At 58.8% G+C, this 13,907-nt stretch carries 11 protein-coding genes; all 11 read left to right on the top strand.

Annotation, left to right across the window (positions count from 1 at the left end):
* Window positions 1–66 precede the first annotated feature (66 nt).
* The 11 genes from guaA to C7445_RS03720 all read left to right on the top strand — a co-directional run bounded on the left by guaA (window position 67) and on the right by C7445_RS03720 (window position 13,367).
* Complete coding sequence (gene guaA / locus C7445_RS03770; RefSeq protein ID WP_134158724.1) at window positions 67–1,599, top strand: glutamine-hydrolyzing GMP synthase; 1,533 nt, start codon at window positions 67–69, stop codon at window positions 1,597–1,599.
* Window positions 1,600–1,706: 107 nt separating this feature from the next.
* A complete protein-coding gene (purB, locus tag C7445_RS03765) occupies window positions 1,707–2,999 on the top strand; it encodes an adenylosuccinate lyase (protein WP_134158723.1) in 1,293 nt (430 codons plus the stop codon).
* A 42-nt stretch (window positions 3,000–3,041) separates the two neighbouring features.
* Window positions 3,042–3,767: a phosphoribosylaminoimidazolesuccinocarboxamide synthase gene (gene purC / locus C7445_RS03760; RefSeq protein WP_134158722.1), complete on the top strand. Its 726-nt coding sequence runs from the start codon at window positions 3,042–3,044 to the stop codon at window positions 3,765–3,767.
* Window positions 3,754–4,014: a phosphoribosylformylglycinamidine synthase subunit PurS gene (gene purS, locus C7445_RS03755; protein WP_134158721.1), complete on the top strand. Its 261-nt coding sequence runs from the start codon at window positions 3,754–3,756 to the stop codon at window positions 4,012–4,014. The genes purC and purS overlap by 14 nt, the downstream gene beginning before the upstream one ends.
* Window positions 4,011–4,703: a phosphoribosylformylglycinamidine synthase subunit PurQ gene (purQ, locus tag C7445_RS03750; protein ID WP_134158720.1), complete on the top strand. Its 693-nt coding sequence runs from the start codon at window positions 4,011–4,013 to the stop codon at window positions 4,701–4,703. The genes purS and purQ overlap by 4 nt, the downstream gene beginning before the upstream one ends.
* Complete coding sequence (purL, locus tag C7445_RS03745) at window positions 4,684–6,924, top strand: phosphoribosylformylglycinamidine synthase subunit PurL (protein WP_134158719.1); 2,241 nt, start codon at window positions 4,684–4,686, stop codon at window positions 6,922–6,924. Before purQ ends, purL begins: the two co-directional genes overlap by 20 nt.
* Window positions 6,925–6,970: 46 nt before the next feature.
* Window positions 6,971–8,407 (top strand): amidophosphoribosyltransferase, encoded by a 1,437-nt coding sequence (gene purF, locus C7445_RS03740; protein ID WP_134158914.1) that lies wholly within the window; start codon window positions 6,971–6,973, stop codon window positions 8,405–8,407.
* A gap of 1 nt (window position 8,408) precedes the next feature.
* Window positions 8,409–9,437: a phosphoribosylformylglycinamidine cyclo-ligase gene (gene purM / locus C7445_RS03735; protein WP_134158718.1), complete on the top strand. Its 1,029-nt coding sequence runs from the start codon at window positions 8,409–8,411 to the stop codon at window positions 9,435–9,437.
* A gap of 68 nt (window positions 9,438–9,505) precedes the next feature.
* Complete coding sequence (gene purH, locus C7445_RS03730; RefSeq protein ID WP_166668979.1) at window positions 9,506–11,107, top strand: bifunctional phosphoribosylaminoimidazolecarboxamide formyltransferase/IMP cyclohydrolase; 1,602 nt, start codon at window positions 9,506–9,508, stop codon at window positions 11,105–11,107.
* A gap of 20 nt (window positions 11,108–11,127) precedes the next feature.
* The gene (purD, locus tag C7445_RS03725; RefSeq protein ID WP_134158716.1) at window positions 11,128–12,414 is read left to right on the top strand and encodes a phosphoribosylamine--glycine ligase; all 1,287 of its coding nucleotides are present in this window, start codon (window positions 11,128–11,130) and stop codon (window positions 12,412–12,414) included.
* A gap of 65 nt (window positions 12,415–12,479) precedes the next feature.
* The gene (locus C7445_RS03720) at window positions 12,480–13,367 is read left to right on the top strand and encodes an EamA family transporter (RefSeq protein ID WP_243834923.1); all 888 of its coding nucleotides are present in this window, start codon (window positions 12,480–12,482) and stop codon (window positions 13,365–13,367) included.
* Window positions 13,368–13,907 lie beyond the last annotated feature (540 nt).

Genomic DNA, 13,907 nt, shown 5'->3' with positions numbered 1-13,907 from the left:
ACAGGGCGGTCTTTTTTATTACCTCTCCTCAGACGACCTTTTCCCATAAAGGAGTGCCAGACAGACATGCATGAAGTAGTAGCCGTTCTCGATTTCGGGGGACAGTACAACCAATTGATTGCGCGACGCATTCGCGAACTCGGGGTCTATTCTGAACTATTGCCATACAACACGGCTGCGGACGAGCTGCGCAAGAAACCGCTCAAAGGCGTTGTGTTTTCCGGCGGTCCCAAGAGTGTGTTTGCAGAAGGGGCGCCAACCGTTGATCCGGCGATTTTCGATCTCGGTGTCCCTATACTTGGTATCTGTTATGGAATGCAGCTCATAGCCAAGCTGTTCCACGCGGAGGTGGCACGTGGGGCAGTGCGTGAATATGGGAGAGCGCATATCGATGTTGCCGAGGACGCTTCACCGGTGTTTCACCAGTTGCCCCTGCGCCAACAGGTGTGGATGAGCCATAGCGATGTCGTGACGCGCGTGCCGTCTGGATTCAGGCTCGACGCGAAAACCGATTCGGGTGCCATTGCGGCGATGAGTGCGCCGGAACGTTCGCTGTACGCCGTCCAATATCACCCGGAAGTGCACCACAGTGAATACGGCACGGAGATGCTTCGCAACTTCCTCTTTGAGATTTGCGCATGCCATGGCGATTGGACGATGGACAACCTCATTGAAGAATCCATTGTTCACATTCGCGATCAGGTCGGCGACAAACGGGTTCTCGTTGCTCTTTCCGGCGGTGTTGACTCGTCTGTGGCAGCTGCCCTCGTGCACCGCGCCATTGGCAACCAACTAACCGCAGTGTTTGTCGATCACGGACTGTTGCGTAAGGGCGAGAGCGAGCGTGTGATGTCCACCCTTGGGGGACAGCTCGGTATCGATGTCGTGCGTGTCGACGCGCGTGATCGCTTCCTGGGTAAGCTGGCCGGAGTTGAGGATCCGGAGCGCAAACGGAAAATCATCGGCGAAGAATTCATTCGCGTCTTTGAAGCCGAGTCCGAGCGCTTAGGGCCGTTTGACTTTCTTGTGCAGGGCACACTGTATACCGACATTGTCGAGAGCGGCACACATACGGCGGCAACCATTAAATCCCACCATAATGTCGGAGGCTTGCCGGAGGATGTGCAGTTTCAAATCATCGAGCCGCTCAAGGAACTGTTTAAAGACGAGGTGCGCCGCCTAGGGGAACAACTTGGACTTCCGTCGGAACTCGTCTGGCGGCAACCGTTCCCAGGGCCAGGCTTGGCGATTCGCGTGATCGGCGAAGTGACGGAGGACAAGCTCGCGATTGTGCGCGACTCTGACGCCATCTTGCGCGAAGAGGTGGCGAACGCAGGACTCACCCGTGAAATTTGGCAGTATTTCACGGTGCTGACGAGCAATCGCACGGTCGGGGTCATGGGCGATGAGCGCACGTATGCCCATACACTTGCGATCCGCGCCGTCGTTTCCCAAGAGGGCATGACGGCTGATTTTGCCCGTGTGCCGTGGGACGTGTTGGCTCGGATATCCACTCGCATCGTCAACGAGGTACCTGGAGTCAATCGCGTCGTCTATGACATTACATCGAAGCCGCCTGCGACCATCGAGTGGGAGTAAGGACGCAAGTTGCGTATCCGAACGTTTGATTAGTTTTCAAATTTAATGTTCGGATCCGCGTGGATTCGTGTTACGATAGAGACAGCAAAGACGAGGAGGAAGATGGCGTGATCGATCGGTACAGCCGCCCCGAGATGGCGGAACTGTGGACGTTGGAAGCGCGCATGAAGTGGTGGCTGGAAGTGGAGATCCTCGCCGTGGAGGCGTGGGCGGAACTCGGTGTCATTCCGGCAGAGGATGCGCGCAAAATCCGTGAACATGCGCGGTTTGATGTCGATCGCGTGCTTGAAATCGAGCGTGAGACCCGGCACGACGTCGTGGCCTTTACTCGCGCTGTCTCGGAATCGCTCGGCGAAGAACGCAAATGGGTTCATTACGGGCTGACTTCGACCGATGTCGTCGACACTGCGCTGTCCGCGCAGTTGCGCAAGCCTATGGCCATGATCCGCGAGGATCTCGAGGCGTTGCTCGCCACGCTGGAATCGCTCGCCAAACGCCATCGCACGACGATCATGATGGGGCGCACGCACGGCGTGCATGCGGAACCGACGACGTTCGGGCTCAAATGCGCGCTGTGGTATGCCGAGATCGAACGTGATTTGGAGCGCTTTGACGCGGCGTGCGAGCGCATGCGCTACGGCAAGATTTCAGGCGCTGTCGGCACGTATGCGAACGTCGATCCGCAGGTGGAGGAAAAGGTCTGCTCTCGTCTCGGGCTCAAGCCAGCTCCCATTAGCACGCAGACCTTGCAGCGGGATCGGCACGCGGAATTTATCTTTACACTGGCGCTCATTGGCACAACGCTGGATAAGATTGCGACGGAGATTCGCGGCTTGCAAAAGTCCGAGGTGCGGGAGGTCGAAGAGCCCTTTTATAAAGGACAAAAAGGTTCGTCGGCGATGCCGCACAAGCGAAACCCAGTTTCTTGCGAGCAAATCTCCGGTCTCGCCCGCGTGTTGCGTGGGTATGTCATTCCTGCGCTCGAAGATGTGCCGCTCTGGCACGAGCGCGACATCAGCCATTCCTCCGTGGAGCGCGTCGTTCTGCCGGACGCGACCATTCTCGTCGACTACCTATTACATCGTATGAACCGCATCCTCGGCGATTTGCACGTGTATCCCGAAAACATGCGCCGCAACATGGAGCGCACGCATGGCTTGGTGTTTTCGCAACGCGTTTTGACGACGTTGATTGAGAAAGGGATGTCGCGCGAAGCTGCGTATGACACGGTGCAGCCGCTTGCCATGCAGGCATGGGAGGAAAGTCGGCCGTTCAAGGATCTGGTACTCGACTCGCAGTCGATTCGCGCCGTGCTCTCCAAGGACGAAATCGAGGCTTGCTTCGATCCCTCCTGGCATATCAAACACGTTGATACCATTTTCCATCGCTTTGGCTGGTGATTTCACCAGCCAAGCTATTTGAATTGCGAAAGGGTGCTCGCCATGGTGGCAGAGATGCTGTATGAGGGCAAAGCGAAAAAGGTGTTTGCGACAGAGGATCCGGCGTTGGTCAGAGTCTATTACAAGGATGACGCCACTGCGTTCAACGGCCAAAAGCGCGGGCAGATTGAGGGAAAGGGAGCCATCAACAATCAGATGAGCAACCTGTTGTTTCAATATCTGACCGAGCATGGCGTGTCTACACATTTCGTTGAACAGTTGTCGGAGCGGGAGACGATTGTCCGCAAAGTCGACATTCTTCCGCTCGAGGTGGTCGTCCGCAATGTGGTCGCCGGCAGTTTTGCGAAGCGGCTTGGTGTCGCGGAAGGCACGGTCTTGCCGCGGCCGCTTGTCGAATTCTACTACAAGAACGACGAATTGGGCGATCCTTTGCTCACAGATGATCAGGCCTTGGTACTTGGCCTTGCTTCGGAGGCTGACTTGGCCGAATTGCGTGCACGGGCACTCGAAGTCAATCGCCTGTTGCGCGAGCGCTTTGCCGCGTGCGGGTTGGAATTGGTCGACTTCAAAATCGAGTTCGGCCGCTTGGCGAACGGCGAGATCGTGCTGGCTGACGAGATATCTCCGGACACATGCCGGCTGTGGGACAAAGCGACGCATCAAAAGTTGGACAAGGACAGATTTCGCCAGGATCTCGGCGGTGTCGAGGACGCGTACCAAGAAGTATGGCGGCGAATCAAGGGGGGCTTGTTGCGTGAAGACGTTTGACGTAGAAGTGCGAGTATGGCTCAAGCCGTCGGTGTTCGATCCGCAGGGGCATGCGGTCGAGCAGGCGTTGCACACACTCGGTTTTGACGGAGCGCAAAACGTGCGCATTGGCAAGTATATGCACCTGACGGTGACTGGAGAGACGGAAGCAGAGGCCCGCAAGTCAGTGGAACAAATGTGTGAACGCGTGCTGTCGAATCCGGTGATGGAGACCTACGCGTATGAATTGAAGGAGACGGTCGTATGAAGTGGGCGGTCGTGGTCTTCCCGGGATCGAACTGCGACGAGGATGCGGCGCAGGCTGTCCGCGAGACGACTGGCGATGTGGTCGATCTCGTTTGGCACGACGCCACTGACCTCTCCGAATACGACGCCATCATTTTGCCAGGTGGCTTCTCGTATGGCGACTATCTGCGCAGTGGTGCCATTGCGCGTTTTTCACCAGCGGTGGAGGCTGTGCGCCGGGAGGCGGGCGCGGGCAAGCTTGTTCTGGGGATTTGTAACGGATTTCAGGTGTTGACCGAATCACACCTGCTACCCGGAGCTCTTTTGCGAAACAATCATTTGCAGTTTCGCTGCGAGATGGTGGAACTCGTCGTCGACAACAACACAAGCCCATTTACGCGTGCGTACCAGCTCGGGGAGCGGATTCAAATTCCCATCGCGCACGGTGAGGGCAGGTTTCATGCCGATCCGGAGACGGTAGAAGATCTTCGCAAGCGCGGGCGTATCGCGTTTCGCTATGCGCACAGTCCGAACGGATCTGTGGCCGATATCGCAGGGATTCTCGGCGAAGGCGGCAATGTGCTGGGGCTCATGCCGCACCCGGAGCGTGCCATCGTCGATTGGATGGGTTCGGTGGACGGTCGGCGTTTGTTTCAATCGATGCACCAATATGTCGAGGAGGGCTTAGCAGATGCGCGAGCCAACGCCTGAACAAATCCGCGACGAACGCGTATACCGTTCGCTCGGTCTGACCGATGCGGAATACGAATTGGTTGTGGAAAAACTCGGACGCTTGCCAAATTACGTGGAGGCCGGAATCTTCGGCGTGCTTTGGTCGGAGCATTGCAGCTATAAAAGTTCGAAAGTTCACCTGCGCAGATTCCCGACAAGTGGGCCGCAGGTGCTGCAGGGCCCCGGCGAGAACGCGGGTGTTGTCGATATCGGCGACGGTATGGCGGTGGCGTTCAAGATGGAGAGTCACAATCACCCCTCCGCGGTTGAGCCGTACCAAGGCGCGGCTACAGGTGTCGGCGGTATTCTCCGCGATATCTTCACGATGGGCGCCCGGCCCGTGGCGTTTCTCGACAGCTTGCGCTTCGGTCCGCTCGACGACGGACGCACGCGCTACTTGTTCAGCGAGGTGGTCGCAGGAATCGGTGGCTATGGCAATTGTGTCGGCATTCCGACGGTTGGCGGCGAGGTGCAATTCAGCCCCACCTACCGCGGCAATCCGCTCGTCAATGCGATGTGTGTCGGCATTCTTCCGGCGGATGGTATTGTTCGCGGCACGGCGACAGGCGTCGGCAACCCCGTCTTTGTCGTCGGTGCGCGCACAGGGCGGGACGGCATCCATGGGGCGACGTTCGCATCCGCCGAAGATCCGGAGGAGAAGGAACGCTCCGCAGTACAGGTGGGCGATCCGTTCCTCGGCAAATTATTGATGGAGGCGTGTCTCGAGCTCATCGCGTCGGGTGCTGTCGTCGGCATTCAGGATATGGGGGCGGCCGGGCTGACGTCGTCTTCTGCGGAAATGGCGAGCCGAGCAGGCGGCGGGCTTGAGATGATATTGGATCGCGTGCCTGTGCGCGAAGAGGGTATGACCCCGTACGAAATGATGCTGTCGGAATCGCAGGAGCGCATGCTCGTTGTCCTGGAACGCGGGCGTGAGCATGTGGCGTTTGCTATCTTTCAGCGCTACGGCCTGGAAGTGGCGGACATCGGCCGCGTAACGGACGATGGGCGGCTGCGCCTCATTTGGCACGGCGAAGTGGTCGCCGACATGCCGGTTGCGGCACTCGTCGACGAGGCGCCTGTTTACGAGCGGCCGATCGCGCTGCCAAGCGAGCCGGAGCGCGTCGATATCCCCGCCTCCTTGCCTGCTCGTGAAGCGTGGCTGGCGGTGCTGTCGCACCCGAGCGTCGCAGACAAGCGTTTTGTGTACAGGCAGTATGACACGATGGTGCGCGCGCAGACGGTCATGGGTCCCGGCAGCGATGCGGCCCTGGTCAAGGTGCCAGGCATGGACAAGGCGATCGCGATGGCGACAGACGGCAACTCGCGGTATGTTGCGCTCAACCCGCGCCGCGGCGGACAGATTGCGGTTGCAGAAGCGGTGCGTAACCTGGCAACGGCTGGCGCCAAGCCACTTGCGATCACGAATTGCTTGAACTTCGGCAATCCAGAAAAACCTGAGATCATGCGTCAACTGAGCGATGCCATCGACGGTATGGCAGAGGCCTGCAAGGCGTTGGATACGCCTGTCGTCAGTGGTAACGTCTCGCTCTATAACGAGTCGCGCGGCGTCGACATCCAGCCGACGCCGGTTGTCGGCGCGATTGGCGTGATCGACGGCATCGCAAAGCGCCTGCAGAGTGCGCCGACGCGTGAACGTGCGGCGGCTGGCCTTGATCTATGGCTGCTCGGCCGCGAGGACGACAGCCTTGAGGGCACGTTGTACGGGGAGTTGGTATGCGGTCGGCCGGTTGGTGATGCACCGTATATCGATCTCGCCGAAGAGCGTCGCTTGCACGACCTGTTACAGGCGATTGCCGGCACTCGGGCTGCGGCGGCGGCGCATGACGTGACCGAAGGCGGTGTCGCTGCGGCCGTTGCCGAAATGATGATTCAGTGTGGGGCTGGCGGCGAGATCGACATACCAGCTGGCATGTCACAGCTGGGGTGGCTGTTTTCAGAGGCGCAGGGGCGCGCTGTCGTGGCGGTGTTGCCAGAGGGTGCTGAGGACTTGGCGCGGCTTGCGGCGGCGTTTGCTGTACCCTTGCGCAAGCTGGGCAGGCTCGTGGCAAGTGAGAAGGTGGCTGTGCGTCAGGCGGGCGATATGGTCGTCGAGATACCGCTCGCTGCATTGCGAGACGCGTATGAGCATGCGATTCCGATGGCATTGCGGGCAGGTACGGCGGGCGCAAGTGCGTAACGCAGAGATGGAAGGGGAGACGGATGGCGTGGACGAGTGGCATAACATGCAAGCGGCCTATGGCGATGTGGACGATAGACCGCATGAGGAATGTGGCGTTTTTGGCATCTACGGACACGAACAGGCAGTCGCGCTGACGTATTACGGCTTGGTGGCATTGCAGCACCGCGGCCAGGAGGCGGCTGGCATCACATCGACGGACGGATCGCACATGTTCAGCCACAAGGGCCTGGGGCTCTTAACCGACGTGTTTAAGTCGGGCGAGTTGGAACAACTCAAAGGACACGCTGCCATCGGGCACGTGCGATACTCCACAGCGGGATCGAACACGATTCAAAACGCACAGCCGATCGCCTTGTCGACGCATGCGCGCAACTTCGCCATTGCCCATAACGGCAATCTGGTCAATGCGCGTTGGCTGCGCATTCAGCTCGAGCAAGAGGGAAGCCTCTTTCAAACGACTGCCGACACTGAGGTGATCGCACATTTGATCGCGAAGGCGGGCGTCGACGATCTGACAGAGGCGGTCATCCTGGCAGCGAATCGGATTGAGGGAGGCTTTGCGTTTCTCATCCTGAGCGACGACGAGCTCATTGCCTTGCGCGATCCACTCGGGTTGCGGCCGATGGTGCTCGGCAAGTTGAATGACGCGTACATTGTCGCCTCTGAGTCGTGTGCGCTGGAGACCGTGGGCGCGACCTTGATACGCGATATCGAGCCAGGGGAACTGATTCGCATTACGTCTGCAGGGCTCACATCGACGAGGTTTGCAGAACGTCGCCAACGCCGCATGTGCACGTTTGAACATGTGTATTTCGCCCGGCCGGATAGCGATGTCGACGGGTGGAACGTGCACAGCGTGCGCAAACGCCTCGGCAAGCTGTTAGCGGAACGGCACCCAGCGGACGGCGATATTGTCATCGGCGTGCCCGATTCGAGCGTGTCGGCGGCCGCAGGCTATGCGGAAGCGAGTCGCCTGCCGCTTGAAATGGGCCTCATCAAGAACAAGTATATCGCGAGAACGTTCATTCAGCCCTCGCAGGCGCTGCGTGATACAGGGGTCCGACTGAAGCTGAATGCGGTTCGTTCCATCGTCGAAGGCAAGCGCGTCGTCTTGATTGACGATTCCATTGTGCGTGGTACGACTTCGCGGCGGATCGTGCGCTTGTTGCGCGGCGCAGGCGCGACCCAGGTACATGTGCGGATTTCGAGCCCGCCTTACGTTAGCCCGTGTCATTACGGTATCGACACGGCGAAAGAGGACGAGTTGATTGCCGCGAAGCATTCCATCGAGGAAATTCGCGATCTCATCGAGGCGGATAGCTTGGAATTCCTCACGGTCGACGAGTTGATGGCAGGTTTCAACTTCGCGCAGGGCGATCCGGTTCCGTTCTGCAACGCCTGCTTCACGCGCCGCTATCCGACAGAGCTCGTGGATCAGGGGCTGAATGAAGAGATCGAGCCGATTCGCATAGGGGGTTGAGTTGGTGGACGCGTATAAACAGGCGGGCGTCGACATTGCGGCAGGAAACGAGGCGGCTCGGCGTTACAAAGGGTTGGCCAAGCGCACCGCGCGTTCTGAGGTGATTGGGCAAATTGGCGGCTTTGCGAGCGGCTTTGCGCTCGATCTCGCGCGTTATCCCCAACCCGTTCTCGTGTCCGGCACGGACGGTGTCGGAACAAAACTGAAGGTGGCCATTATGGCAGGCCGCCACGATACCATCGGCATCGACTGCGTGGCGATGTGCGTCAATGATATTCTCACGGTCGGTGCGGAGCCGCTCTATTTTCTCGATTATCTTGCGGTCGGGAAACTCGAAGTTGATGTCGCCGAACGCATTGTCGCGGGCATTGCCGACGGCTGTCAGGAGTCTGGGATGGCTCTGGTGGGCGGCGAGACGGCCGAAATGCCGGGCATGTATGCGGATGGTGACTATGATGTGGCCGGGTTTGCGGTCGGCGTGGCCAACCGCCCGGAGATGATTACGGGTGAAAACGTGCGTGCAGGGGACGTCGTGCTTGGACTCGCGTCGAACGGTATTCATTCGAACGGTTATTCCCTCGTTCGCAAGTTGATCGAAAATGCCAGACTCGACCTCTCCGACGCGTTTCCTGGAACGGCTGAAACCGTCGCGGATGTCCTGCTCAAGCCAACGCGGATTTACGTGCGGAGCGTCCGGGCGTTGTTAAGTGCTGGCGTGCCAGTACACGCCATGGCGCATATTACAGGTGGCGGGATCGTGGAGAATTTGCCACGCGTGCTGCCAAGTGGGTTGCAGGCTCGCATCGATCGCGCTGCATGGCCAATGCCCGTCGAGTTTTCGTGGCTCATGAAGACGGGGGACGTGTCGTTTGACGATGCTGCGCGCATCTGGAATCTTGGCATTGGCTATGTCCTGGTCGTGCCAGCGGAGGTCGCGGCTGCGGCGACGGATTGCCTGGCGGCTGCAGGGGAGACGGTGTATCGCATCGGCGTGATTGGGCAGGGCGACACAGGCGTTGCCTGGGCGTAAAGCGGGAGAACTCGAGCACGGTGTGTTCGATCACGTATAGAGAAGCATGACTACACACTGCTAGGGAGATGGAAAACGTGACAAAGCTGGCACTGGTCAGCGTCTACGATAAGGAAGGCATCATTCCGTTTTGTGAAGGGCTTGTCCGATTGGGCTACCAGATCATCTCGACGGGGGGAACGGCGAAGCTGCTGGCTGAACGCGGTATCGCCGTGAAACCTATTGATGAACATACAGGCTTTCCGGAGATGCTCGATGGCCGCGTGAAGACGCTGCATCCAAAGGTGCACGGGGGTCTGCTCGCGCGCCGCGATCACCAAGAGCACATGCGGGCGGTACAGGTTCATGGCATTGAGCTGATCGATCTTGTCGTCGTCAACCTGTATCCGTTTCAAGAAACCATCGCCCGCCCAGACGTGACGGACGAGTTGGCCATTGAGATGATCGACATTGGCGGTCCCGCAATGTTGCGTAGTGCGGCGAAAAATCATGAGTTCGTGCTACCCGTGATCGATCCGGCAGATTATGATCGCGTGCTGATCGCTTTGGAGCAGAACCAGGTGACGCCCGTCCTGCGGCGCGAATTGGCTGCCAAAGTCTTTGCGGCGACGTCACGCTACGATGCATTGGTCGCCGATTATCTCGCCGGGAAGACGAAAGCGGCGGAGCAAGAGGCCAAAGCGCAAAACGGTCTACAAGCGCGGGATTGGCCCGGCGTTCTTCATATCACCGGCGTTTCCAAGATGGCGTTGCGTTACGGCGAAAATCCGCATCAGGCGGCTCACTTTTACATGGAGCCAGGCGCGACCACGGCGACCATCGCGCGTGCCGAGCAGCTTCAGGGCAAGGAGCTATCGTACAACAACATTCAGGACGCCGATGCGGCGCTCGCGATGCTGCGCGCGTTTGACGACTTTGAACAGCCTGTTGCAGTCGCGGTCAAACACATGAATCCCTGTGGCATCGGACGTGGCGGAACCATCGTGGAGGCGTTCGATCGCGCCTATGAGGCCGACCCGGTTTCCATCTTCGGCGGGATCGTCGCGGTGAATCGACCGGTCGATGGGGCCCTCGCGGAAAAGCTTGCCAACCTCTTTCTAGAAATCGTGATCGCACCCGCGTTTTTGGATGAAGCCAGGGCTGTTCTTGCGAAGAAAAAGAATCTGCGCTTGTTGTTGGTCGACATGCAACAACCGCTATGGTCCTCCGATGCCCTCACATGGAAGCGCGTTTCGGGTGGCTTTTTGGTGCAGGCGGTCGATCAAGCGGCATCCGTCCAAACGGCCGATTGGCAAGTGGTGACGGCGCGACAGCCGAGCGCCGAGGAATATGAAGCCTTGCGCTTCGCTTGGAAGACGGTGCAATTCGTCAAATCGAACGCCATCGTTCTCACCACGGCTAACATGACACTCGGTGTCGGCGCTGGTCAGATGAATCGCGTCGGCGCCGCGGAAATCGCCATTGCGCAGGCCGGGGCTCGGGCGAAGGGCAGCGTGCTGGCTTCCGATGCGTTTTTTCCGATGCGCGATACGGTCGATGCCGCGGCCAAGGCGGGCGTAACGGCCATCGTGCAACCGGGCGGATCGATTCGCGATGGCGAGAGTATTGATGCTGCCAATGCGCACGGGATCGCCATGGTGTTTACCGGCGAGCGCCACTTCTTGCACTGACGACAGGGGGATAAGCGAAGATGTGGTCACAAAAGCGGCCGCCGCGAGTCGCGGTCGTGGGACAAGGCGCGCGTGAACATGCGATTGTATGGAAACTGGCGCAGAGTCCGCGTCTACCTGAGCTGTTTGCGCTGCCGGGAAATCCCGGCAGCGAAGGCTTGGCGACCTGCGTCGACGTTGCCGCGGGAGACTTGGATGCGCTGGTGAAGTTTGCTCAGGATGAGCGGATCGATCTTGTCGTGGTCGGTCCGGAACAGCCGCTTGCCGACGGGCTGGTGGATCGATTGGCTGCGGTCGGGATTCCGGCTTTCGGGCCGATGCAGGCTGCGGCGCAACTCGAGGCCTCTAAGGCCTTTTCGAAGCGGCTGATGCAGGAAGCGGGTGTGCCAACTGCGCGTTTTGCTACGTTTACGGACGTCGAGCAAGCCCTCAGTTACCTGCGCACGCAGGCTATTCCCGTCGTCGTCAAAGCGGATGGACTTGCGGCTGGCAAGGGCGTCGTCGTGGCGCAGACATTGGCCGAAGCTGAGGCGGCGGTGCGCGGCATGCTCGAGGGCAATCAATTTGGGGCGTCGGGTCATCGCGTCGTGATCGAAGAATGGATGCAGGGCCAAGAAGTATCGTGCATGTACTTTGTGGATGCGAACGTGGTTGTGCCGATGATACCGGCGCGCGACTTCAAACGGCTGCGCGATGGTGACGAAGGGCCGAACACGGGGGGCATGGGTGCATTTGCCCCGGTTCCCGTCGTGACCAGTGACGTGATCGATCGCGTTACAAAGACGATCGTCGAGCCTGCGATGCGGCAGTTGGCAGTACAGGGGATCACGTATCGCGGCGTGCTGTACGCAGGTCTGATGCTGACGGAGGATGGACCCAAGGTCGTCGAATTCAATGCCCGTTTTGGCGATCCGGAGACGGAAGTTATCTTGCCTTTGCTCGCGAGTGATCTGTTCGATGTCATGTGGGCGGTTGCCCACGACGAGCTGCGGCCAGAGCTTGTCGCTTGGCGCGATGAGGCGTCTGTTTGCGTCGTCATGGCTGGAAGGGAGTATCCCGCCAAGTCGGATGTTGGTACGCCGATTTCTTTGCCTGAGGAGCTGCCTGAGCGCGTGATCGCGTTTCATGCAGGCACGCGGCGGGGGGATTCCGGCGGCGTGGAAACGGCTGGCGGCCGCGTGCTGACGGTGAGTGCCGTCGATCGCGACGTACCTGCGGCAATCGATCGCGTCTACAGCGCGATCGCAGACATTCACTTTGCTGGAGCGCAGTATCGCCGCGACATCGCACATAATTGGCAGCGCTAACCACGTTGCGCTATCATACGTTCTGGCGAGAAACCGGGGATGCCCCGGTTTTTTCGCAAGGAGGTATGGTTCGCGTGTATGCGGTTTTCATGTTGTTGGCCGCCTCGGCGTATGGTCTTGTGTCGCCGATTCTGCGGCTCGCGTATGGTGCCGGGCTCAGCGCTGCCGCGACGACCGACGGGCAATATGCGGTCGCAGCGGTGGTGCTGTGGGTCTTCGCGCTGTTTTGTCACAAAGGAAAGCGTATCAATCGCATCCAGTGGCTGCTTATCGTCGCGATCGGCCTGATGAATGCCGTGTTTTCATATGCTTATTATCGTGCCTTGACGGTGCTTCCCGCATCGCTCGGGGTCGTGTTCATGTTTCAATTCGTGTGGATGACGATGTTCATCGACATCGCCGTCAAGCGTCGCTTGCCTGGGCTTTGGAAGTGGATTGGACTTGTGCTGATTTTGCTTGGTACATATTTTGCAGTTGGCGTCTCCGTTGGCGCATGGCGGGCCATGCCGATGTGGGCAGTGGGACTCGGGCTGGTTTCCGCTTTTGCCTACGCCGTGAGCCTATATTTAAGTGGGTATAACGATCCGGCTGTAGCGCCGCAGCTTCGCGCGGCCCTGGTGATCACCGTCGCTTGGATCGCCGTTTCGTTCCCGTTTCCACCAAGCATGTTGTGGCACAGCTTTCGGTTGCATCCGCTGCCGACGCTGTACTGGGGCTTTTGGATTGCGCTCTTGAGTCAAATCTTGCCGACTCTGTTGAGCCTCATCGCCATACCTCACATTGGTGGCCGCATGGCCGGGGTATTGGGCACGATGGAGCTGCCAGTGGCCGTTTTTGGAGCATGGTTGATCAATGGGGATGTCGTCGGACCGGTGCGTTGGCTTGGCGTCACGATGATTCTTGCGGGCATCGTGGTCAGTGAGGCGATTGGACGGAAGGAAGCGTCCATGTAGATGGATCCGCAAAGTCGACGAAAGCAGGATCGTTTTACGCATAGTTGTTGCTTGAGCGGGCCGATCTCGAACACATCGAACCATGAAGTTTGCCTTCCAACAGAGACCTATTCATCCTCCAAGTAAGAGTTCCAACCCTATCTTCTTGAGCCTGCTTGACACGTGCGGCGAAAGGTGTTAGGATGCTTTTCGCCGCTGATTCAGCGGCCTCCATCTTGCAGAGTTACGCGTCTTCAGGTTCACTTCAGATGATGGCTTTGCACCAACATCTTCTAGTGGACAAACGTGAGACTGCGTAGTATAGTAGTCGATGCCGCTTCGGACGGCGCAGCTTGCGACGCCAAGCAGCACAGTCGGTAAGAAGCTGTTTCTCGCCAGCGAGTGAGCGATGCAAAACTTACCGGTTGACGATGAAGTGTAAGCTGTGATATATTGATTGGACTGCCTCGAACGGCAGCGTCGCTCCTTGAAAACTAAACACACACCACGCCAGTTTATCTGTCTCGCGTATGCGGGATAGTGAGATTTCATTGAGAGTTT

Source organism: Alicyclobacillus sacchari (assembly GCF_004366795.1).
In the GTDB taxonomy this organism is placed as follows: Bacteria; Bacillota; Bacilli; order Alicyclobacillales; family Alicyclobacillaceae; genus Alicyclobacillus; species Alicyclobacillus sacchari.
The sequence above is the reverse complement of the archived record's forward strand: the minus strand, read 5'-3'. Positions and strand labels throughout refer to the sequence as shown.

Excerpts from the sequence above, each read along its gene's own strand:
- guaA (WP_134158724.1), top strand. The coding sequence starts at position 67 with ATGCATGAAGTAGTAGCCGTTCTCGATTTCGGGGGACAGTACAACCAA.
- purC (WP_134158722.1), top strand. The coding sequence starts at position 3,042 with ATGGTGGCAGAGATGCTGTATGAGGGCAAAGCGAAAAAGGTGTTTGCG.
- purQ (WP_134158720.1), top strand. The coding sequence starts at position 4,011 with ATGAAGTGGGCGGTCGTGGTCTTCCCGGGATCGAACTGCGACGAGGAT.
- purL (WP_134158719.1), top strand. The coding sequence starts at position 4,684 with ATGCGCGAGCCAACGCCTGAACAAATCCGCGACGAACGCGTATACCGT.
- purF (WP_134158914.1), top strand. The coding sequence starts at position 6,971 with ATGCAAGCGGCCTATGGCGATGTGGACGATAGACCGCATGAGGAATGT.
- purH (WP_166668979.1), top strand. The coding sequence starts at position 9,506 with ATGGAAAACGTGACAAAGCTGGCACTGGTCAGCGTCTACGATAAGGAA.
- purD (WP_134158716.1), top strand. The coding sequence starts at position 11,128 with ATGTGGTCACAAAAGCGGCCGCCGCGAGTCGCGGTCGTGGGACAAGGC.
- C7445_RS03720 (WP_243834923.1), top strand. The coding sequence starts at position 12,480 with ATGGTTCGCGTGTATGCGGTTTTCATGTTGTTGGCCGCCTCGGCGTAT.